At 69.4% G+C, this 17,787-nt stretch carries 22 protein-coding genes and 1 tRNA gene; 12 read left to right on the top strand and 11 right to left on the bottom strand.

Going from position 1 to position 17,787, the window contains the following annotated elements; all coding sequences use genetic code 11:
* Nucleotides 1–15: 15 nt before the first annotated feature.
* The gene (locus OG206_RS02380; RefSeq protein ID WP_327111649.1) at nucleotides 16–1,089 is read right to left on the bottom strand and encodes a glycerophosphodiester phosphodiesterase family protein; all 1,074 of its coding nucleotides are present in this window, start codon (nucleotides 1,087–1,089) and stop codon (nucleotides 16–18) included.
* Between the two features lie 233 nt (nucleotides 1,090–1,322).
* Between OG206_RS02380 and OG206_RS02385 the strand changes: the two genes are divergently transcribed.
* From OG206_RS02385 to OG206_RS02410, 6 genes are all read left to right on the top strand, one after another.
* Nucleotides 1,323–1,616 carry an ArsR/SmtB family transcription factor gene (locus tag OG206_RS02385; RefSeq protein ID WP_327111651.1) on the top strand — a complete coding sequence of 98 codons (294 nt, stop codon included), beginning with the start codon at nucleotides 1,323–1,325 and terminating at the stop codon, nucleotides 1,614–1,616.
* On the top strand, nucleotides 1,613–1,999 hold the full coding sequence (locus OG206_RS02390) for a VOC family protein (protein WP_327111653.1): 387 nt from the start codon (nucleotides 1,613–1,615) through the stop codon (nucleotides 1,997–1,999). Before OG206_RS02385 ends, OG206_RS02390 begins: the two co-directional genes overlap by 4 nt.
* 111 nt (nucleotides 2,000–2,110) lie before the next feature.
* Nucleotides 2,111–2,527, top strand: coding sequence for a thiol-disulfide oxidoreductase DCC family protein (locus tag OG206_RS02395; protein ID WP_327111655.1), 417 nt, complete (start codon nucleotides 2,111–2,113; stop codon nucleotides 2,525–2,527).
* 246 nt (nucleotides 2,528–2,773) lie between these two features.
* Nucleotides 2,774–3,529 (top strand): SMI1/KNR4 family protein, encoded by a 756-nt coding sequence (locus OG206_RS02400; RefSeq protein WP_327111657.1) that lies wholly within the window; start codon nucleotides 2,774–2,776, stop codon nucleotides 3,527–3,529.
* 382 nt (nucleotides 3,530–3,911) lie between these two features.
* Entirely contained in the window at nucleotides 3,912–4,505 is a 594-nt protein-coding gene (locus OG206_RS02405; protein ID WP_327111659.1) for an ArsR/SmtB family transcription factor, read from the top strand.
* 33 nt (nucleotides 4,506–4,538) lie between these two features.
* On the top strand, nucleotides 4,539–5,813 hold the full coding sequence (locus tag OG206_RS02410) for an MFS transporter (RefSeq protein ID WP_327111661.1): 1,275 nt from the start codon (nucleotides 4,539–4,541) through the stop codon (nucleotides 5,811–5,813).
* Between the two features lie 79 nt (nucleotides 5,814–5,892).
* On the opposite strand, the gene OG206_RS02415 is transcribed toward OG206_RS02410, so the two are convergent.
* The 3 genes from OG206_RS02415 to hemC form a co-directional block, all read right to left on the bottom strand.
* Nucleotides 5,893–6,276 carry a VOC family protein gene (locus tag OG206_RS02415; protein WP_327111663.1) on the bottom strand — a complete coding sequence of 128 codons (384 nt, stop codon included), beginning with the start codon at nucleotides 6,274–6,276 and terminating at the stop codon, nucleotides 5,893–5,895.
* A gap of 58 nt (nucleotides 6,277–6,334) precedes the next feature.
* On the bottom strand, nucleotides 6,335–6,778 hold the full coding sequence (locus OG206_RS02420; protein ID WP_327111666.1) for an SRPBCC family protein: 444 nt from the start codon (nucleotides 6,776–6,778) through the stop codon (nucleotides 6,335–6,337).
* Nucleotides 6,779–7,113: 335 nt separating this feature from the next.
* On the bottom strand, nucleotides 7,114–8,049 hold the full coding sequence (gene hemC, locus OG206_RS02425; RefSeq protein ID WP_327111668.1) for a hydroxymethylbilane synthase: 936 nt from the start codon (nucleotides 8,047–8,049) through the stop codon (nucleotides 7,114–7,116).
* A 408-nt stretch (nucleotides 8,050–8,457) separates the two neighbouring features.
* Here hemC and OG206_RS02430 point away from each other — a divergent pair, with 408 nt between their 5' ends.
* Entirely contained in the window at nucleotides 8,458–9,273 is an 816-nt protein-coding gene (locus tag OG206_RS02430; RefSeq protein ID WP_327111670.1) for an SAM-dependent methyltransferase, read from the top strand.
* A 38-nt stretch (nucleotides 9,274–9,311) separates the two neighbouring features.
* On the opposite strand, the gene OG206_RS02435 is transcribed toward OG206_RS02430, so the two are convergent.
* The 4 genes from OG206_RS02435 to OG206_RS02450 all read right to left on the bottom strand — a co-directional run bounded on the left by OG206_RS02435 (nucleotide 9,312) and on the right by OG206_RS02450 (nucleotide 11,728).
* Complete coding sequence (locus tag OG206_RS02435; protein ID WP_327111673.1) at nucleotides 9,312–10,220, bottom strand: helix-turn-helix domain-containing protein; 909 nt, start codon at nucleotides 10,218–10,220, stop codon at nucleotides 9,312–9,314.
* A gap of 154 nt (nucleotides 10,221–10,374) precedes the next feature.
* Nucleotides 10,375–10,611: a DUF397 domain-containing protein gene (locus tag OG206_RS02440; protein WP_327111675.1), complete on the bottom strand. Its 237-nt coding sequence runs from the start codon at nucleotides 10,609–10,611 to the stop codon at nucleotides 10,375–10,377.
* A gap of 253 nt (nucleotides 10,612–10,864) precedes the next feature.
* On the bottom strand, nucleotides 10,865–11,497 hold the full coding sequence (locus tag OG206_RS02445) for an SGNH/GDSL hydrolase family protein (protein ID WP_327111677.1): 633 nt from the start codon (nucleotides 11,495–11,497) through the stop codon (nucleotides 10,865–10,867).
* 69 nt (nucleotides 11,498–11,566) lie between these two features.
* The gene (locus OG206_RS02450; RefSeq protein ID WP_327111679.1) at nucleotides 11,567–11,728 is read right to left on the bottom strand and encodes a hypothetical protein; all 162 of its coding nucleotides are present in this window, start codon (nucleotides 11,726–11,728) and stop codon (nucleotides 11,567–11,569) included.
* Between the two features lie 164 nt (nucleotides 11,729–11,892).
* Between OG206_RS02450 and OG206_RS02455 the strand changes: the two genes are divergently transcribed.
* Nucleotides 11,893–11,965: transfer RNA gene (locus tag OG206_RS02455), tRNA-Trp, on the top strand.
* A gap of 54 nt (nucleotides 11,966–12,019) precedes the next feature.
* On the opposite strand, the gene OG206_RS02460 is transcribed toward OG206_RS02455, so the two are convergent.
* The gene (locus OG206_RS02460; RefSeq protein ID WP_327111681.1) at nucleotides 12,020–12,430 is read right to left on the bottom strand and encodes an organic hydroperoxide resistance protein; all 411 of its coding nucleotides are present in this window, start codon (nucleotides 12,428–12,430) and stop codon (nucleotides 12,020–12,022) included.
* Nucleotides 12,431–12,542: 112 nt separating this feature from the next.
* On the opposite strand from OG206_RS02460, the gene OG206_RS02465 reads away from it, so the two are divergent.
* The 3 genes from OG206_RS02465 (at nucleotide 12,543) to OG206_RS02475 (ending at nucleotide 14,998) form a co-directional block, all read left to right on the top strand.
* Nucleotides 12,543–13,016 carry a MarR family winged helix-turn-helix transcriptional regulator gene (locus OG206_RS02465; RefSeq protein ID WP_327111683.1) on the top strand — a complete coding sequence of 158 codons (474 nt, stop codon included), beginning with the start codon at nucleotides 12,543–12,545 and terminating at the stop codon, nucleotides 13,014–13,016.
* A 100-nt stretch (nucleotides 13,017–13,116) separates the two neighbouring features.
* Entirely contained in the window at nucleotides 13,117–13,941 is an 825-nt protein-coding gene (locus OG206_RS02470) for a PP2C family protein-serine/threonine phosphatase (protein ID WP_327111685.1), read from the top strand.
* Between the two features lie 67 nt (nucleotides 13,942–14,008).
* Nucleotides 14,009–14,998, top strand: coding sequence for an MASE1 domain-containing protein (locus tag OG206_RS02475; RefSeq protein WP_327111687.1), 990 nt, complete (start codon nucleotides 14,009–14,011; stop codon nucleotides 14,996–14,998).
* A 25-nt stretch (nucleotides 14,999–15,023) separates the two neighbouring features.
* Here OG206_RS02475 and OG206_RS02480 read toward each other — a convergent pair whose 3' ends face one another.
* On the bottom strand, nucleotides 15,024–16,313 hold the full coding sequence (locus OG206_RS02480; protein WP_327111689.1) for an FAD-binding protein: 1,290 nt from the start codon (nucleotides 16,311–16,313) through the stop codon (nucleotides 15,024–15,026).
* A 34-nt stretch (nucleotides 16,314–16,347) separates the two neighbouring features.
* A complete protein-coding gene (locus OG206_RS02485) occupies nucleotides 16,348–17,151 on the bottom strand; it encodes an SAM-dependent methyltransferase (protein ID WP_327111691.1) in 804 nt (267 codons plus the stop codon).
* Between the two features lie 316 nt (nucleotides 17,152–17,467).
* On the opposite strand from OG206_RS02485, the gene OG206_RS02490 reads away from it, so the two are divergent.
* Nucleotides 17,468–17,662 carry an antitoxin gene (locus OG206_RS02490; RefSeq protein WP_327111693.1) on the top strand — a complete coding sequence of 65 codons (195 nt, stop codon included), beginning with the start codon at nucleotides 17,468–17,470 and terminating at the stop codon, nucleotides 17,660–17,662.
* Nucleotides 17,663–17,787: the final 125 nt, after the last annotated feature.

The raw sequence follows: 17,787 nt of genomic DNA on the forward strand, positions 1-17,787 counted from the left end.
GCGGTCGGTCGCTCGTCAGTGGCGCGGCGCCGGGTACGCCTTGGGGAGGCGCATGCCACGGTCGGCCATGATGTCCCGTACACGGTTCGGGTAGTCGGTGATGAGCCCGTCGATGCCCATGTCCATGAGTGCCTCGATCGTGGCGGGGTCGTCACACGTCCACGGGATGACCTTGAGGCCGCGCCGGTGAGCGTCGGAGATCATCTTCTTGTCCGGGTAGAACCGGAAGTCCGGATCCGCGATGGTGCCGTTCTGGGGGAAGCCGTAGTTCGGGGACAGTGCGGTGACGCCGCTGATCGATGCGGCCGCCTTCACGAAGTCGCCGTCGTAGTCGTCGGCGTCGATGCCACCGAGCCAGGGTGACGCTCCGGGCTTGCCCACCTGCAGGAAGTCGTAGTTCGTCAGGGCGACCAGGGGGTAGCGGGGCGCGAGCTTGTGCATCGCCTTCAGCGCCCCCCAGTCGAAGGACTGGACGGTGACCTGCTTCTCGATGCCCGAGCGGTGGATCTCCTCGAAGACACGTCGCACGAACAGCTCGCGGGGCGCGGTCTGCTCGGGCGCCCCGGCCTCCACCTTCGTCTCGATGTTCAGCTTGATGTGCTTCGCGCGGTAGTGCTTGACCAGGTTGAGCACGTCCTTGAGCTCCACCATGCGGAAGCCCTTGATCTGCTCCTGCTCGGGGAAGCCGGGCAGTTGCTGGTAACCGCAGTCCATGCTCTTGATCTGCTCGAGCGTCAGGTCCTTGATGTACTTGCGGACGTACGGGTACATGGGGTCGCCCGGGGTGACCGGACCGGTGTCCTGGCACTTCTGGGCACTGATCTGACGGTCGTGGTTCACGACGACCTTCTGGTCCTTGGTGATCTGGGTGTCCAGCTCCAGGGTGCTGACCCCCAGGCGTATCGCCTTCCCGAAGCCTTCGAGGGACTCCTCGGTGGTCAGCCCGAGGCCGCCTCGGTGGGCTTGGAGGTCGAATGAGGCTCCGCGAGGCGGTTTGTGGTCGTGGTGGAGCGTGTCGGCCTGGGCAACCGCCGGGACGGCGAATGCGGGAAGAAGGGCCAGGACGGTCGCTGTGTGCCTCAGGGACATGTGTGCCTCGTTACGTTCGTCTTACCGGACGCCGGGAAGCCAATCCGGGGAGATCGACCGCGACGCAGACCGGACATGAGAACAGTGTGAACACCCGCGAAACGGTAACTTCCCAGCAAGCCGGGCGCATCACGGCCCACCGGACTGGCCGGCCACCGGTCCGCTTACCCAGTGATACCCACCGGACACACACTCCCTTGATAGGCAAGTGGGTACTTGCCTATGGTGTCCCTGTGGCGGAGGATGTTTTCAGGGCTCTGGCCGACCCGACCCGTCGGCACATCCTCGACGGGCTGGCGGAGCGGGGTGGTCAGACCCTGTTCGAGATCTGCGCACGACTGGTGTCCGGACACGGGCTGGAGCTGTCACGCCAGGCAGTCAGCCAGCATCTGGCCGTGCTGGAATCGGCGGGCCTGGTCCGTTCGCGGCGCGAGGGCCGCTACAAGTTCCACGACCTGAACACCGAACCCCTTGAGCACATCCTGAACCGATGGCTCCGACCCGATACGACGGAGAGCGCCCCATGAGGATCCACCTGTCCAGTGTCTTCGTGGACGACCAGGACAAGGCACTGCGTTTCTACACGGACGTCCTGGGGTTCGCGAAGAAGACCGAAGTGCCACTGGGCGAGCACAGATGGCTGACCCTCGTCTCTCCGGAAGCGCCTGACGGAACCGAGCTGCTCCTGGAACCCGACGGCCACCCCGCGGTGAAGCCCTACAAGACGGCGCTGGTCGACGACGGCATCCCGGCAGCCTCCTTCGCCGTGGACGACGTGCACGCGGAGTTCGGCCGGCTGCGCGACCTGGGCGTCCGCTTCACCCAGGAGCCCCTCGAGATGGGACCCGTCACCACTGCGGTGTTCGACGACACGTGCGGCAACCTCATCCAGATCGTGCACAGCGAGTAGGACCTCGGCGGGGCTACGGAGGGTCCCGACGGCGCGGGACGCATCCTCCGCACCCGCGCACCGCCGCCGGGCCTCCTCCGGAGCCTCGGGAACATGCGGCATCATGGGCTCATGCGGACCCGACCTGTGCTCATCTACGACGGAGACTGTGCCTTCTGCACGTCCTCGGTCGTTTTCGCCGAACGCCATGTGCGGCCCCGCTGCGAGATCACGCCCTGGCAGTTCGCGGATCTGGAGTCTCTCGGTGTCACACAGGGGCGGGCCGAGTACGAACTCCTGTGGACCACCCCGACCGGCTCGGTCCACGGCGGCGCCCAAGCAGTCGCCAAGCTGCTGCTGAGCGCCGGCGGGGCGTGGAGCGTCCTGGGCGCACTGCTCACCCTTCCCCCGGTCCGATGGCTCGCCCACGGCGTCTACCGGCTCGTGGCCGACCACCGCGACAGGATGCCGGGCGGTACACCGGCGTGCGCGGTGCCCGCGGCGCAGCGACAGGGCCCGTACGGCACGGAACCGCAGAACACCCACTGACGCCCCGCCTGAGGCACGCGCACGCGACGGGGGCCTCGGCCGCGAGTCGACAGAGCGGCGCCGCGCCTGCACGCCCCCTGTCCGCGCCGGCCTCCGGCACGGGCGTCACTTCCCCACCCGGCAGCGGCCACCCACGACCGACCGGCTCCGGCCCCGGTCACCGCCCTCGTCCGGGGCTCGGGCAAGGTGTACGCCATGTTTGCAGCACATCAGTAATACGACGTCGTGGTCACGGGAGTGGCGCCCGTGGGCGCAACTGTCCTTGCCGAAGGCCACGAAGGCTTCATCGATCAGGCCAAGCACCCCTCCGGGTGGTCGGACGGCACACCGCACGCGCAGGTCGGGGACCGGATGCGGGCAGTCGTGCTGGATGCCACCAGGAGACCGGCTCGGTTCAGCGCGCTGCCGAGTGACATGCGCGTTGCGCGCACCTTGCGCCACACGGAGCCGCTGACGCGCCTGTGTCCGCCGCCTCCCGGGGGGCACCGCATCGTCCGGTGGGAGGCCGTCGAGGGGGAGCTGGGTGTCACCCTGCCTGCCGACTACAAGCGGCTGGTCGAAACGTACGGCGGCGGTCAGTTCGCCGAGACGATCTGGCTGCTGGAACCGGACTGCCCGGATTCGATGTACGACCTGATCGCCCAGGTCGCGGAGCGGGAGGAAATCCTCGACGAGCTCTGGGAAGCGGGCGAGAGGAGGCCGGCGGAACTCGATGAGAGCGGCGTGCGGCTGATTCCGTGGGCGTATGTGGAGGGCGCGGGGCACTTTCTGTACTGGCTGGTCCGAGAGGGCGTCGAACCCGAGGAGTGGACTGTCATCCTCAATGAGGGACGAGGCCCCCTCTGGGAAGCGGCTCCTGTTTCGTGCAGCAGGTATCTCCTGGACGTGATGACGGGCACGGCGGACTCGCTCTACTTCTCCGGCCCTGAAGACCCCGACCAGACCTGCGCCCAGGAGAACCTGTCTCGGTTCAGGCCCAACTCGGAGATTCTGCTGGGGTGATACGTCCACGGCACGGAGAGCCGTGATGAAGACCGCCGAGGGACCCTTCCCGGATACGTCAGGCGGTTCCGAGCTCTCCACGCTCCTGAACCTGGGCATCGGCCGGTCCGGGGCCGACCGCAGGCTGCGTCCGGGCCCCGGCTGAACGGTGATGGCCGGCACGCGGTCGGCGCGCGGCACGTGAGCGCTGTCGGGAGGCACCCAGCTGCCACAGCCGGCCGCCTCCTCTCTCCGTACCTCACCCCGCACGAGACCGTCATACCGCCAAAAGCCGACTAAGCGTCACATCTACGTCCGTACAGCCGAGTTCACCCGTCCCATCCCGGGCTCCAACTGTGAAATTTTTATTGCGCAAATTAACTTGCATACCTACGCTGACGCCATGCAGCCGAAGCCCACGCCTGAGCAGATCACCGACCTCTCCCGACTGAAGGCCTTCACGAACCCTCTGAGGATGCAGCTCTACCGACTCCTCTATGCAGCCGGGACCGCAACCGCCTCGCAGCTCGCGGAACAGGTCGACCAGGCTCCGTCCCTGGTCAGCTATCACTTGCGCAAGCTGGCGGAACACGGCTTCGTCGCCGGGGCCGCCGTCGGCAGTACCGACGGGCGCGAGCGGTGGTGGCAGGTGGCGTCCGAGGAGGGCTGGGGCTTCCGGGACTCGGACTTCAGGCAGACGCCGGAGGGCACAGCCGTCCTGGGCGCGGTGACCCGAAGCATCATGGACAGCCGCACCGCCCTGTACCGCACCTATCTGGACCAGGCGGGCGCCTGGGGCGGGGAATGGTCGGACGCCGCCTTCAGCTCGGAGTACTTGTTCGCCCTCACTCCCTCCGAACTGGCCGATATGAACAGTGAGTTGATGGAGCTGTCCCGGCGCTGGCGGGAGCGCGGCAAGGCAGCGGAGACCGCCGGCGAGACCGACGGGCGAGAGCGGGTGGCTGTGCACATGTACGGCTTCCCGTTCCGGCCCTGAACCTCCTCCGACCCCGACTCAAAGGAGAAGCTGATGACTTCCCTGGACATGACCGCTCACGAACGGCCCACCGAACTCCGGCCCGCATACCGCGACGGCAATGTCCTTCGATGGCTGACGGCGTTCACGCTTTCCCTCGTCGGCGACGGCGTGTACTTCGTGGCACTCGGCTGGTCGGCCCAGAAGGTGGCGGGGCCGACCGAGGTCGGCCTGGTGATGGCCGCCGGCGCACTGCCGAGGGCCCTGCTCATGCTGGGCGGCGGGGTGGCGGCCGACCGATGGGGCCTGCGCCGGGTGGTGATCGCCGGTGACGCCGTGCGGTGCCTGTTCATTCTCCTCGTAGCGGCCTTCGTGGCGACGGCCGCACCCACGGTCTGGATCCTGGTGACGCTGGCCCTGGTGTTCGGCGCGGTCGATGCGTTGTTCGTGCCCGCGGTGGGGGCCCTGCCACCGCGGATAACGACGCCGGACCAGCTCACACGCGTGACCGGCATGAGATCACTGTCGATGCGGTTCAGTCAGATCGTAGGACCGCCGATGGGCGGTCTGGCCATGGGGTTGGGCGGCCCGGCTGTCACCTTCGCCGTCGCCGGACTGCTCTTCGCGCTGTCGCTGCCACTCCTGCTGACGATGCGGCTCCGTCCGCTCGCGGGGCGCGACGACGCGGAGGCACCGGCAAGCACCACGGGTACGGGCCTCATGGACGGGCTGCGCTATGTGCGCCGCCATCGTCTGATCGGCCCCCTTGTCGCGGTCACCGCCATCAGCGAACTGGGGCTCACCGGAACGCTCAACGTCGGCATGGTGCTGCTCAACAGCGAGCGCGGCTGGGGGCCTTCGGGCTACGGCTGGATCATCAGCGGTTTCGGGACAGGCGCCGCGGCCGCCGCGGCGCTGCTCACCATCGCCGGAAGCCTGCCGCGGGCCGGGATGCTCTTCATCGGTACGCTACCCGTGGGGTGCGTGGGCGGGGCCGCCATCGCACTGGTACCGAGCTTGCCATTCGCCGTGGCGCTGGCCACGACCGTGGGCGTGGCCATGGGCATCTGCGGAACTCTGGGCAGCGCCCTCGTGCAGGCTGCGGCCGACCCCGCCTATCTGGGCCGGGTGACATCGGTCGTGATGCTCAGCGTCCTCGGCCTGGCACCACTGAGCTACCCCCTTGTCGGTGCGGCCATCGGGGCCTGGGGGGCCGCTCCCGTATTCATGGGGTGCGGGGCGTTCGCCGGTCTCGGCGCACTCATCGCACTCGGGTCCGCGGCGGTACGTCAGGCCGAACTGCCGCGCGCCGAGCCGACGTCGACATGAGGGACGCAGCGACCACCCACACGTCCCGACGCGCGGGGTCCGTCCGGACTACGGGTCGGGGCGGAAGATGACGCCGCAGTCACGGGCGAAAGCGCAACGGGTGATCCGCGGGGACTTCGGTCAGCACGATGCGGTGCCCGTCCGGGTCCGCGATCCACATCTCGATCAGCCCCCAGGGTTCCTGGACCGGCGGACGGAGGATGTGCGCCCCGCCCCGTGACAGTTCCTCGTGCGCTGCGGCACAGTCGGCGACCTGCAGCCACAGCCGCAGCGTGTCGGTCGGCGGGGTGTCCGAGCTGCCCGACACCTCGAGAAAACCGCCGCCGAGGAAGTACACGGTCCCACGCTCGGGACCGGTGCCGAACTCCCGGTAGACGGCGAGCCCGAGGGTGCGCCCGTAGAACTCGCGGGAAACCTCCGGATCGCGGGGCCTCAGCAGAATACGACTGCTCAGTACGTGCATGGCGCGACCCTGCTTCCGCCGGATCTCTGCCTTGCGCGCACCTGGACGCAACGGTCGCTCACGACGCCTCCACCGCCGCCTTGATCCGCTGCCCGAACGCGGGAGCGTCCTTACGCGCGGCGGAGGCGGCGAAACCGACCAGGAGTTTGCCCAGACCGTGGCCCTCCAGGTCATTGAAGATTCGCACCTTCGTTCGACCATCTGTCAAGGACTCGAGGTCGTAGCCGCCCTCCTTGACCGTGACGAGGTTCGACGACTGCTCCTGCCAGCGGATCCGCGTCGGCGCGGCGAGTTCACTGATCCGGAATTCCCGCTGCGTCGTCATCCCCGCGTCCTTCACCGTGCTCCGGAAGACGGTGCCCGCCGTCGTCGGGCCGGTCGGTGTCTTGGAGATGCTCTGCACACGCGGGCTGAACCTCTTGTCGTTCTCACCGTCGGCGAGAAAGGCGTACACCTCACCGACAGGGCGGTCGATCTCCACCGTCGCCTCGAACCGGGCCATGGGTTCTCCTTTCACATGACGGGTGCGGACGCGGTGCGGCCAACCCGTGATGGCGCTGCCTCCCAGAATCCGTGCTCGCCGGCCTCCCGGCAGCCGGTCAGGCGAATTGATCCTGCAATCGGGTGTCTCCGGCCCGGCTCCGGCCGCCGCGAACCGCTCCTGGCCGGATTCCGGGGCCAAGCGCTGCGGCTCGAGAGCCGCGCCGCCGGCCACGGCCGGCGCGGTGGACGGCACCCGTTACCGGCCAGGATCCCCTGTCGGCCCGGACGGTCCGTCGGGGCAGCGGCCGGGCGCCCCGTGTGGCCGATGAGCCTCCCCCGCAGCCGTGGCGCCTCTCAGTGGGCGATACCGTCGATCAGCTCCCGTGCCCCCTGGCGCAGCAGGGCGACGGCTACCGAGGTACCGAGCGTGGCGGGATCGAGCGGGCCGGCCCATTCGTGGGCGTTGAGCACCGTCTTGCCGTCCGGCGTGAACACACAGGCCCTCAGGGAGAGGTCACCGTTGCGGTGGGCCGTGGCGTAGCCCGCGATCGGGGAGTTGCAGTGGCCCTGAAGCACGTGGAGGAACATGCGCTCGGCTGTGATCTCCCGGTAGGTACCGGGATGGTTCAGCCCGGTCACGGCCTCGATGGTCGCCGTGTCGTCCTCCCGGCACTGCAGGGCGAGGACTCCGGCCCCGATCGGCGGACACATCGTCTCGACGTCGAGGAGGTCGCTGATCACGTCGGGGCGACCGATGCGGTGCAGGCCGGCCGCTGCCAGGAGAAGCGCGTCGACCTCGCCCTCGGCGAGCTTCGCCAGTCGGCGGTTGGCGTTGCCGCGGAACGGGACGCACTCCAGATGCGGGTGCGAGGCGGCCAGTTGGGCCACGCGGCGGACGGAAGAGGTACCGATCCGCGTGCCGTCGGTGAGCTGGTCGAGCGTAAGGCCTCCGGGATGGATCAAGGCGTCGCGGATGTCGTCGCGCTCGAGAAAGGCGGCGAACGTCGTCCCGGCCGGCAGCGGGCGGTCGGCCGGGATGTCCTTGACGCAGTGGACCGCGAGGTCCGCGTCCCCGGCGAGCAGGGCCGCGTCGACCTCCTTGGTGAAGGCTCCCTTGCCCTCGACCTTCGAGAGATCCCCGAGCCATTTGTCGCCGGTGGTCCGGACGGGAACCACCTCCGTGGCGGTGGCGGGGTGGAGTGCGGCCAGTTCGGCCCGGACACGCTCGACCTGGGCCAGGGCCATGGGTGAGTCGCGCGACACGATACGGATCAGCTCAGGGGCGGACATGGTGCCCACGATAGTGGGCCGGACTCGAGCGCCGATCGTCCGACGCGGAGCCCGGTTGCCCGCTCTCGGTTGTGACGGCCGGGGCGAAAAGGATGCGGACGTCGATTTCCAGCCGCGTTGAACTTCCGCCCCAGCGACTGCCGCCTTCGTGCGGCACCCCTGTCCCCGTACGGCAAAAAGCCGTCTATCAGGCAGAGTTGCCGGGGCCCTGCTCCGGGAGCGACTTCTGGGCTTCCGTTCGGCACCGGTTGTCCGGATCGGGCGGGTGTCCTGCACGCATACCGGCTGGCTGATTCCCCGCCCTGGGGTCTTGCCTCACTCCCCCGTGGGCTGTCAGCCGCTCGACGGGGTACCTAGCATGGGCGCTCACGGACACCGACTTCTTCTCTTTGAACCGCGGGGAACTGGATGAGCAACGGGGACACCTCCATTCCGAAGAACATCGATGTGAACGTGCCGAGCGTCGCGCGGATGTACGACTACTACCTGGGCGGAAAGGACAACTACCCCGCCGACCGGGTCGCGTGCGAGCAGCTGCTCGAGGTGGTGCCGAGTACCAAGGTCCTCGCGGTGAACAACCGGCGGTTCCTGCGCCGTATCGTGCGCCATCTGGCCTCCGACTACGGGATCCGCCAGTTCATCGACCACGGATCCGGCCTGCCGACCCAGGACAACGTCCACGAGGTCGCCCAGCTGGTGGATCCCGGCGCCCGGGTCGTCTACATCGACAGCGACCCCATCGTCCTGGCCCACGGCAGGGCCATACTGGAGGAGAACGACCGGACGGCGGTCATCCAGGCGGACATGCGTGACACCGAGGGGATCCTCGGCCACCCAGAGGTGACCCGGCTGATCGACTTCGACGAACCGGTGGCCGCGCTGTTCGTGTCCGTGCTGCACTGCATCCCGGACGAGGACGATCCGGCGGGACTGATCCGCCGTGTGGCGGAACGTCTCGCGCCGGGAAGCTTCCTGGTGGTATGTCAGCTGGTGAGCGAGGATGCGGCGACGCGCGACTTCGTCACGGACTTCATGGCCAGGAGCACCGGGAACCAGTGGGGGCGCGTGCGCCGCGAGGACGACGTACGGGGATTCCTCGAAGGCCTGGACGTGCTGGAACCCGGTTTGGTCGAAGTCTCCACGTGGCGGCCGGACTCGGACCTCGCACCGAAGCAGGAGACCCGGGAGTGGATCGAGTACGGCGGCGTCGGCCGCAAGTGGTGACGTCCCTCCGGACGATGCGCCGGGGGTGAGGCGGGCGCTCAGGTGTACCGTTCGAGCGCCCGCCTCAGCAGTTCCCTGCTCACCGCCGGACTCGGGGACTGGGCACTCAGGGAGTCCAGGATCCACCGGTACTCGTCCGTGCTCTCCTGCTTGTTGACGGACGTGGCATTGGTCAGGTGCTCGATGTACGCGACATCGGGGAGCCCCTCCATCGCGAAGCGCAGGTACGTGATTCCGTTGCCCGGAGAGGTGTGGGCGGTCACGTCGAAGGGAGCCACCTGCACGATCACGTGGGGCAGCTCCGTCATCTCCAGCAGATGGACCAGTTGCTCCCGCATCACGGCGGCGCCGCCCGTCGGGCGCATCAGCACAGCCTCGTCCAGCAGCACCCAGAGCTTCGGCGCATCCGGCCGGTGGAGCAACTCCTGCCTTCTGAGGCGTAGTTCGACCCGGCGGTGGGTTAGCTCCTCGGATTCGAGGGCGTGCCCGGAACGCACCACGGCGTGGGCGTAGGCGGCGGTCTGCAGGAGACCCGGAATGTAGTGGCCCTCGTACGTACGGATGGACGCCGCGGCCTCTTCCAGGCCCACCAGGGGCTCGAACCAGTCAGGGAGCACATCGGCGTAGGTACGCCACCATCCGCGCTGCCCGGCCCTGCGGACGAGGCCGATGAACTCGTCGGTCATGGCCGGGTCGGTCACGCCGTAGAGCGTCAGGAGATCGACGGCGTCGCGCTCCTTGCACGGCGAGTGCCCGGTCTCCATGCGGCTGATCTTGGCTGTGGAGCACCGGATCCGGCCGGCCGCGGCCTCGGGCGTGAGGCCCGCCTCGCCTCGCAGCCGCCGCAGTTGGGCGCCCAGGACCAGACGCAGTGCGGTGGGACTCGCCCCCGAGGCCGACGCGAGCGTGGGCCTCCGTGACGGCTGCAGCGGTTCGATGCCGGGCATGCGGGCTCCTGAAGGCGGACGTATGGCGCCAGTCTGCCATCAGGAGCTCATGGAGGGGGTCGGTCGCGCGAAGTGCGGTTGTTTTTCGGCCTGTCCGCGCTGCCTGGTTTCGGCCGACGACTCCGCGGAGCCCTCCCCCGCAGTCGTCGGTCCGTCAGCCGGCCATGCTGTCGAAGTCGCCGTCCCGTACGCCGGCGAGGAAGGCGCGCACCTCGTCACCGGTGTACACGAGTGCCGGACCTTCCGGGTACCGGGAGTTGCGTACCGCGACCTCGCCGCCGGGCAGCAGGGCCATCTCGACACAATTGCCGCTGGGGTTGCTGTGATGGCTCTTCCTCCACACCACGCCGGTCAGGGAGTTGGCGGGAACGCCGTTGTCGATGTGCTGCATGCGGTTCATTCCTTCTCGGCCGTCTGCTCGGTTCCTCGCTGGCGCGACTGTCGGCGCCCGCCCGCGCGGGGTGAACAGATGTCTCCTGCTGACATCCTCGGATGCAATTTCAGATGCAATTGCACGCGGTTGCACGGACGGCGAGGATACTAGTGGCCGTCGGGCCCCCACCAGCCCCACGAACTGCTCAGGGCATCGGTGACGCGCATGCCTCGGCCACGCTCCAGCACGTCGTCCGCCCCGCGTCCGACGGTCACAGTCCGACAAGCGCCACCCATGCCTCGGCCAGCAGCGCGTGCCCGAGCGGGGTCGGATGGACTCCGTCACCGGCGATGTGTTCGGGGCCGCCCGCGGCGCGCGCCGCCTGGTTGAGCAGCCCGTCGGCGGCCAGCAGCGCCGCGTCGAACTCCTCGGCCAGCCTGCGGACCGTCCGAATCCTGGGATCGAGGTCCTCGCGCCATGCCCACTGTTCCTCCCGCACCGGGATCAGGAACGGCTCGATGAGGATGAGCTGTGTGTCCGGCCTCTCCCGCACCTGGGTGAGAATGTCGCGGTAGTCGTCCTCGTACGCCTGAGGCGTGCTGATCTCGCCGGAGTCGTAGCGGCGCCAGGTGTCGTTCACGCCGATCAGGACGGACACCACATCCGGCTCGAGATCCGTTGCGTCCTCACGCCACCGGGCGCGCAGATCCGAGACGCGGTCGCCGGAGACACCCCGGTTGAGAAACGTGATGGCGTCGTCCGGGCGGGCGGATCGCACAAGGTCGGCCGCCGTGCGGACGTAACCGCGGCCGAGAGGTTCGCCCGGGTCCATCAGCCGGCCCACGTCGGTGATGCTGTCCCCCTGGAACAGAACGACTGCCGAGCCGTGCAGGCTGATGGTCACGCGACGCTCCGTACGGTGGGAACCAGTGGATACCACGGTTGATTCTGCCCGCCGCAGCCCGGACCAGGCCTAACGCGTGGTGGCCGCGACCCGCATCGTGCTGAAGTCGAGCACGCGGTCGACCTCCAGCAGGGTCTCCTCGGCCACCCGCCGCACCTCGGCCGGGACGTCGCCCTGCTCCTCGACCAGCCCGTCGTAGATCGGCGCGTCGGTTGCCTCTGCGAAACTCACGTGAAACTGCCTATCGATCGGTTATGCCCGCCAATCAGCGGAAACGGGAGTCGAGTGTACGCGTCGTCCGCCTGCCGCCTCAGGGCGGACCCCGGCGACCGGCCCCGGCCGGCGAAGAACTCGGTTGTCGCCGGGGGCGGCGACTGCGAGGCTGTCCGCACCGAAGGGGTGTAGCTCAGAGGCCAGAGCGCCGGTCTCCAAAACCGGATGCCGCAGGTTCGACTCCTGTCTCCCCTGCACGATCGGTTCCCCCGCCCGGGACGGGCGGGGGAACCGGGGTCCGCTGCTCGATCACTCGATGACGAGCTCGACCTCGATGTTGCCGCGCGTGGCCTTGGAGTAGGGGCAGAAGGCGTGCGTCGCCTCGACCAGACGGCGGCCGGTCTCGCCCTCGAGAGCTTCGGGCAGCTCGACACGCATGACGACCGCCAGGCCGAAACCGGTCTCGTCCTTGCCGATCGAGACCTCGGACGTCACGGAGACGTCCTTGGTGTCGACCTTCATCTCGCGGGCGACCTCTTTCATCGCGCTGGCGAAGCATGCTGCGTAACCGGCGGCGAAAAGCTGCTCCGGGTTGGTGCCCTCGCCGTTGCCCCCGAGGGCCGGAGGCATCGCCAGCGCCATGTCGATGCGGCCGTCCGAGCTCACTGCCCGGCCCTCGCGGCCGTTGGCGGTTGCGACAGCGGTGTACAGCGCGTCCATGGGGAGACCTCTCTCTCGTACGACGGTGACCGCGGACCGATCACCCGCATGAGAGTGACACACAATTCAATTGTGCACAAGTAAATGATGGGCAGCGCGCTATCCTGGGGCCATGACGCCACCACCCGCCGCCCCTGCTCCCGACCTGCCGGACGCCGACATGCTGCGCCTGGACCACCAGGTGTGCTTCTCGCTGCAGGCCGCCTCCCGCGCCTTCGGCGGCGTCTACCGGGAAGCCCTGAAGGAGTTGGGGCTCACCTATCCGCAGTACCTCGCGATGATGGTCCTGTGGGAGCGCGGACCGCTGCCGGTCAAGGCGATCGGTGAGCGGCTGCACCTGGATTCCGGCACGCTGTCACCTCTGCTGAAGCGCCTGGAAGCAGCCGGTCTCGTCAGACGCGAGCGCAGCGCCGAGGACGAACGCTCCGTGACGGTCCACCTCACCGACGCCGGCGTCCTCCTGCGCGAGCGGGCCCTGCCGGTCCCCCGGTCGATCCTGAGAGCCACGGGCCTGTCGGTGCAGGAGGTGCTCGCCCTGCAGGACACCCTGGGGCGGCTCACCGCATCGCTCGGACGCGCGGGCTGACCCGGCTCGCGACGCCCTGGGGCCGGGACATCCGGGCAGCACTCGCCGGAGTTTCGCCTCCGAAATATGATGCAGGGACTATCGCAACGCGGAGCGGCCCATGAACCGGCGTCGAACTCCCCGGTCGGCGAGCGCCGAGGACCTGCTCAGCACCCTGCAGCATCTGACTGCCCGCGCCCGGCAGGAAGTGGAACTGCACCAGGCGCGCGTCGAGCTGGCGCAGGCCCTGCAGCGCAAGATGCTGCCCGCGACGCTTCCCTCCTTCCCCGGCCTCCGGACCGCCGCCCGCTACGCCCCCGCCCGCGACGGGCTGGACATCGGCGGCGACTGGTACGACGGATTCCTGCTCCCGGACGGGACACTCGGGCTCGCCATCGGCGACGTCCAGGGGCATGACGTCGAGGCAGCCGCCTTCATGGGGCAGATCCGGATCGCCATGCGCGCCGTCGCCAGCTCGGCCCCCGATCCGGGAGAGGTCATGCGTCGCACGAACGACCTGATCATGTCCATGGACTCCACACTCTTCGCCACCTGCTCGTTCCTCCGCCTCGACCCCGGAACCCGGGAACTGCGCAGCGCCCGCGCCGGCCACGTCGCCTGCGTGTGGGCGACCGCCGACGGCCGTTCGGGGATCACCGCGGACGCGGGGGGCCTCCCGCTGGGCATAGAGCCGCATCAGCACTACCCCGTGACCCGGCGCGACCTGAATGTGGACGGCGCGTTCGTCCTGCTCACCGATGGGGTCGTCGAGGGCCCGTCACTGACGATCGACGCCGGCCTGGAACGCGTCAGGCGCCTGGTCAGCGACCACTCGCTCGCCGACGCCGAGGAGCTGGCGGACCGCGTGCTTCAGGCGGCCGAGTTCACCGGTCACGAGGACGACGCCGCCGTCCTCGTACTGCGGCACGGCGCCGCCGCGGGCTGACTGCGTCGGCGACCGGACAGGGCGTGTCACGAGGGCCTGCCGCCGCGCGCGGTGTCTGATGAGGTGCGTGATCCGCAGCGAGAAGACCAGACGCCGTGCCGTGATCGTCGCGCAGATGCTGGGCATCGCCGCCGTCTACTACGCGTCCGGACAGCTCGGACTGCTCCGCCAGGTCGAGGTGCAGAGCTCGGTGGTCACCCCGCTGTGGCCGCCGTCCGGAATCGCCGTCGCGGCCCTGCTGTATCTGGGTGCCCGCATCTGGCCCGGGATCGCCATCGGCGCCCTGGTCACGGTGCTCTCGATGAGCGACGGCCCCACTTTCTGGGGGGTCGCCGTCGCGGCGGGCAGCGCGCTGGCCCCGCTGTGCTCGTTCCTGGCGCTGCGCGCCGTGGGGTTCCGTCCGGAACTGGACCGCCTGCGCGACGGGGTGGCCCTCGTCTTCCTCGGCGCCCTCGGTGGCATGACCATCAGCGCCACGGTGGGCACGGGGGTCCAGTGGCTCAGTGGTGGTCTCCCCGTTGACCAGTTCTGGCAGGTCTGGTCGGCCTGGTGGGCGGGTGACGCGATGGGTGTGCTCACGGTCACCCCCCTGCTGCTGGTCCTGCGGAGAGTGCGCCGGCCCCGGCTGGGCGACAGGTGGACGGAGGCCACCGCACTCGCGGTCGTGACGGTCGTGACGACGGTCGTCGCGACCATGAGCACGTTGTCCATGCTCTACCTCGTCTTTCCGGTGCTCATCTGGGCGGCCCTGCGTTTCCAGTTGCCCGGCAGCGCCCCGTGCGCACTCCTGATCTCCGTCGTGGCGATCATCGCCGGCACCGATTCGGCCGGGCCGTTCGCCCGTCATTCGGTGCTCGAGGTCATGTTCAACCTGTGCATCCTCAACGGCTGCGTGGCCCTCACCGCACTGTTGCTGGCCGCGATCGTCACGGAGCACAACAACATCCGGCACGAGACGGAGGTCGCGTGCGAGGAGCTGGCCGCCCTCGTGGAGGAACTCGCACCGGGGCCCGCGAAGCAGGGCCGGCCGGGAGCGCCGCAGGGCGAGCCCGGCTGAACGCCGTCGGGGTTCCGCCGGAACCTCAGGTGGCGCGGGGGAAGTGGCGCGCCAGGAAATCGTTCCGGAACGTGCCGGCGGGGTCGAAACGGCCGGTCAGCCGCTCGAAGTCCGCATGATGGCCGTACAGCTCCCGCAGCGTGCCGGGCGGAGTCGTGAACACCTTGCCCCAGTGCGGCCTGGCCCGGTAGGGAGCGAGAGCTTCCTCGATGATCCCGAGGACGGGCGTCACCGCGGCGGTGTCCGGCACCCAGGTGAAGTGGAAGGCCACCGAGTCCCGGCCCTCGGCCGGACTGAGCCACAGATCGTCGCGGGCCACGGTACGTATCTCACCGATCTGGAGCAGATGCGAGAAGCGTTCCCGGACCCCGTCCAGGGCCTCGTAGGCCGCCACGGCGTCCTGCCGGTCGACGAAGTACTCGGACTGCAGTTCGTCGCCGTTGCTGGGGGTGAATTCGAGCCGGAAGTGGGGCAGGCGCGCGTGCCAGGGACCGGGGACGCCCTGCTGCTGCGTGCAGTGTCCGGCTGCCATGCCGGGCACCGGATGCCTGGGACTGCCGGCGAGTTCCGCTCCGTGCCACGTCTGCGGGGCGGGGCGGGGCCCGTGGTCGTCGACCCGCCGCTTGAGCCACACCTGGTCGATGGCCCCGCCGTGCCATCCGGTGAACAGGCTGACGCTGTAGGCCTCGGACATCACCTCGTCGAACCGGCTCAGGAGCCCGTCCTGCGGGAGCCCTTCGTACACCCACTGCTGGACATCGAACGCGGGCACGAGGTCCAGGGTCAGGCGGGTCACCACCCCCAGTGCTCCGAGAGAGACCACGGCGCCCGCGAAGTCGGCGTCTCCCCGCTCCAGGGAGACGAGGCTTCCGTCGGCGGTGACGAGTTCCAGCGCCTTCACCGCGCCGCCGAGGGCGCGGTTGCCCACCCCTGAGCCGTGTGTGCCGGTGGCGCATGCACCGGCCACGGAGATGTGGGGCAGCGAGCCCAGGTTGTGCAGGGCGAACCCGCTGCGGTGCAGATCGGCCGTGAGTTCCCCGAAGCGCAGCCCGGCGCTCACGGTCGCCGTCGCGGCGTCACCGTCGATCTCGACGGAACGGGGCAGCCCTGCCACGGAGACGAGGTCGCCCGTGGTGTCGGCGACCGTGTTGAAGGAGTGGCCCGTGCCCAGCGCCCGCACCGTGGTTGCGGCGGCCACGATGTCCTGGAGCTCGGCCACCGTGGCAGGTGTGTGCAGCCGCTTCGCGCCGAAGGTGATGTTGCCGGCCCAGTTGGTCTGCCGGGCTGCCGGGGCGTGCGCCGATTGGTCGATCATGCCTCCGGAGCTTACGCTCCGCCGGTCGGGCGTCTCAGGGCTTGCGTCCGACGCCGCTGACCGCGTGACTCGGCCGCGGGTCCGTCCCCCGGCCCGGGTCGGGCCGCCACTCCGACGTCCGGACGACACCCGGCTCGACCATGTCCAGTCCGTGGAAGAACTCGGCGATCCGGGCCGGGCTCCGCAGGTGGTAGGAGCTCGCGGAACGGGCGTTGTACGCCTCGATCGCCCGCGCCATCGTGTCACTCGTGTCGGTGCCGTCGGCGAGGACGAGGTAGCTTCCGGACGGAAGTGCCGCCAGCAGGCGCCTGGCCAGGGCCCACGGATCCGCTTCGTCGGGCAGCTGTCCCATGATCCCGAGCAGTGTCAGGCCCACCGGTCTGCCGAGGTCGAGGGTCCTGGCCGATTCCCGCAGGACGAGGGCGGTGTCGCGTACGTCGGCGTCCACGTAGGCGCACGCGCCCTCAGGGGTGCTGGTCAGGAGCGCCCTGGCATGGGTCAGCACCAGCGGGTCGTTGTCGACGTAGACGACCCTCGACTCGGGGGCCATCCACTGCGCGACCTCGTGGGTGTTGTTCGCGGTGGGCAGGCCGGTTCCGATGTCGAGGAACTGCCGGACTCCCGCCTCGCCGGCCAGGTGGCGCACGGCGCGTGCGAGGAAGGCCCGCTGATCGCGCGCGATGCCCGCGATGCCGGGAAAGGCGTCGATGATCATCTCGCCGGCCTCGGCATCGGCGGGGTAGTTGTCCTTGCCGCCCAGCAGGTAGTTCCAGACGCGGGCGGAGTGCGCACGGTCCGTTTGCAGCCGGTCGGGGGACTGGTGTCGGTCATCGCTCATGTCGGCCCCTCACGCACACCTCGTCCGCGAGGAGCCGGTACGCGTCCGGGACAGCGGGCGGTCAGTACGGCAGGGGCCGGCCGGACGGTGTGCGCAGGTCGAGCGGGGGCGGCCCCGTGGGGGGCTGCGGACGGCGGACGATCTGGATGCGGCCCACGGCCACCACCTCCTCCAGGTAACCCGGTATGTGCCCAGCCAGCGACCCTTCACACGTCGGGGCGCTCTCGGGACCGCGACGGCGGGCTCGCGGATGCGGGTAGGGCGATGTGCGGTGACCCTGGACGGGTGGGGGAAGCCGAGCCGAGGAGGACGCGCCATGTCCGCGATGGACAAGATCAAGAAGATGCTGAAGGGCCACGAGGACCAGGCCGGGAAGGGTGTCGACAAATCCGGCGACATGGTCGACGACCGGACCGGGGGCAAGTACGCCAAGCACGTCGACACCGGCCAGGACAAGCTCAATCAGCAGCTCGGCAGCGACGCCGACAGGGACAACCCGCCTCGTTCCTGATCCTTTCCCGACCGGCCCAGGCGCCGCCCGCTCCGGCAGGGCGGCGCTTTCGCTGCCCGGCGATCCGCGATGCCGGGTCCGACGGCCGCCGGCATCACGGGGGGGGCGGGGCCGGCGGGTCCGCG

The organism is Streptomyces sp. NBC_01341 (assembly GCF_035946055.1).
Taxonomy (GTDB): domain Bacteria; phylum Actinomycetota; class Actinomycetes; order Streptomycetales; family Streptomycetaceae; genus Streptomyces.

Coding starts and splice junctions, on each gene's coding strand:
- OG206_RS02380 (WP_327111649.1), bottom strand. CDS start 1,089: ATGTCCCTGAGGCACACAGCGACCGTCCTGGCCCTTCTTCCCGCATTC.
- OG206_RS02390 (WP_327111653.1), top strand. CDS start 1,613: ATGAGGATCCACCTGTCCAGTGTCTTCGTGGACGACCAGGACAAGGCA.
- OG206_RS02395 (WP_327111655.1), top strand. CDS start 2,111: ATGCGGACCCGACCTGTGCTCATCTACGACGGAGACTGTGCCTTCTGC.
- OG206_RS02405 (WP_327111659.1), top strand. CDS start 3,912: ATGCAGCCGAAGCCCACGCCTGAGCAGATCACCGACCTCTCCCGACTG.
- OG206_RS02410 (WP_327111661.1), top strand. CDS start 4,539: ATGACTTCCCTGGACATGACCGCTCACGAACGGCCCACCGAACTCCGG.
- OG206_RS02415 (WP_327111663.1), bottom strand. CDS start 6,276: ATGCACGTACTGAGCAGTCGTATTCTGCTGAGGCCCCGCGATCCGGAG.
- OG206_RS02420 (WP_327111666.1), bottom strand. CDS start 6,778: ATGGCCCGGTTCGAGGCGACGGTGGAGATCGACCGCCCTGTCGGTGAG.
- hemC (WP_327111668.1), bottom strand. CDS start 8,049: ATGTCCGCCCCTGAGCTGATCCGTATCGTGTCGCGCGACTCACCCATG.
- OG206_RS02430 (WP_327111670.1), top strand. CDS start 8,458: ATGAGCAACGGGGACACCTCCATTCCGAAGAACATCGATGTGAACGTG.
- OG206_RS02435 (WP_327111673.1), bottom strand. CDS start 10,220: ATGCCCGGCATCGAACCGCTGCAGCCGTCACGGAGGCCCACGCTCGCG.
- OG206_RS02440 (WP_327111675.1), bottom strand. CDS start 10,611: ATGCAGCACATCGACAACGGCGTTCCCGCCAACTCCCTGACCGGCGTG.
- OG206_RS02460 (WP_327111681.1), bottom strand. CDS start 12,430: ATGGACGCGCTGTACACCGCTGTCGCAACCGCCAACGGCCGCGAGGGC.
- OG206_RS02465 (WP_327111683.1), top strand. CDS start 12,543: ATGACGCCACCACCCGCCGCCCCTGCTCCCGACCTGCCGGACGCCGAC.
- OG206_RS02470 (WP_327111685.1), top strand. CDS start 13,117: ATGAACCGGCGTCGAACTCCCCGGTCGGCGAGCGCCGAGGACCTGCTC.
- OG206_RS02480 (WP_327111689.1), bottom strand. CDS start 16,313: ATGATCGACCAATCGGCGCACGCCCCGGCAGCCCGGCAGACCAACTGG.
- OG206_RS02485 (WP_327111691.1), bottom strand. CDS start 17,151: ATGAGCGATGACCGACACCAGTCCCCCGACCGGCTGCAAACGGACCGT.
- OG206_RS02490 (WP_327111693.1), top strand. CDS start 17,468: ATGTCCGCGATGGACAAGATCAAGAAGATGCTGAAGGGCCACGAGGAC.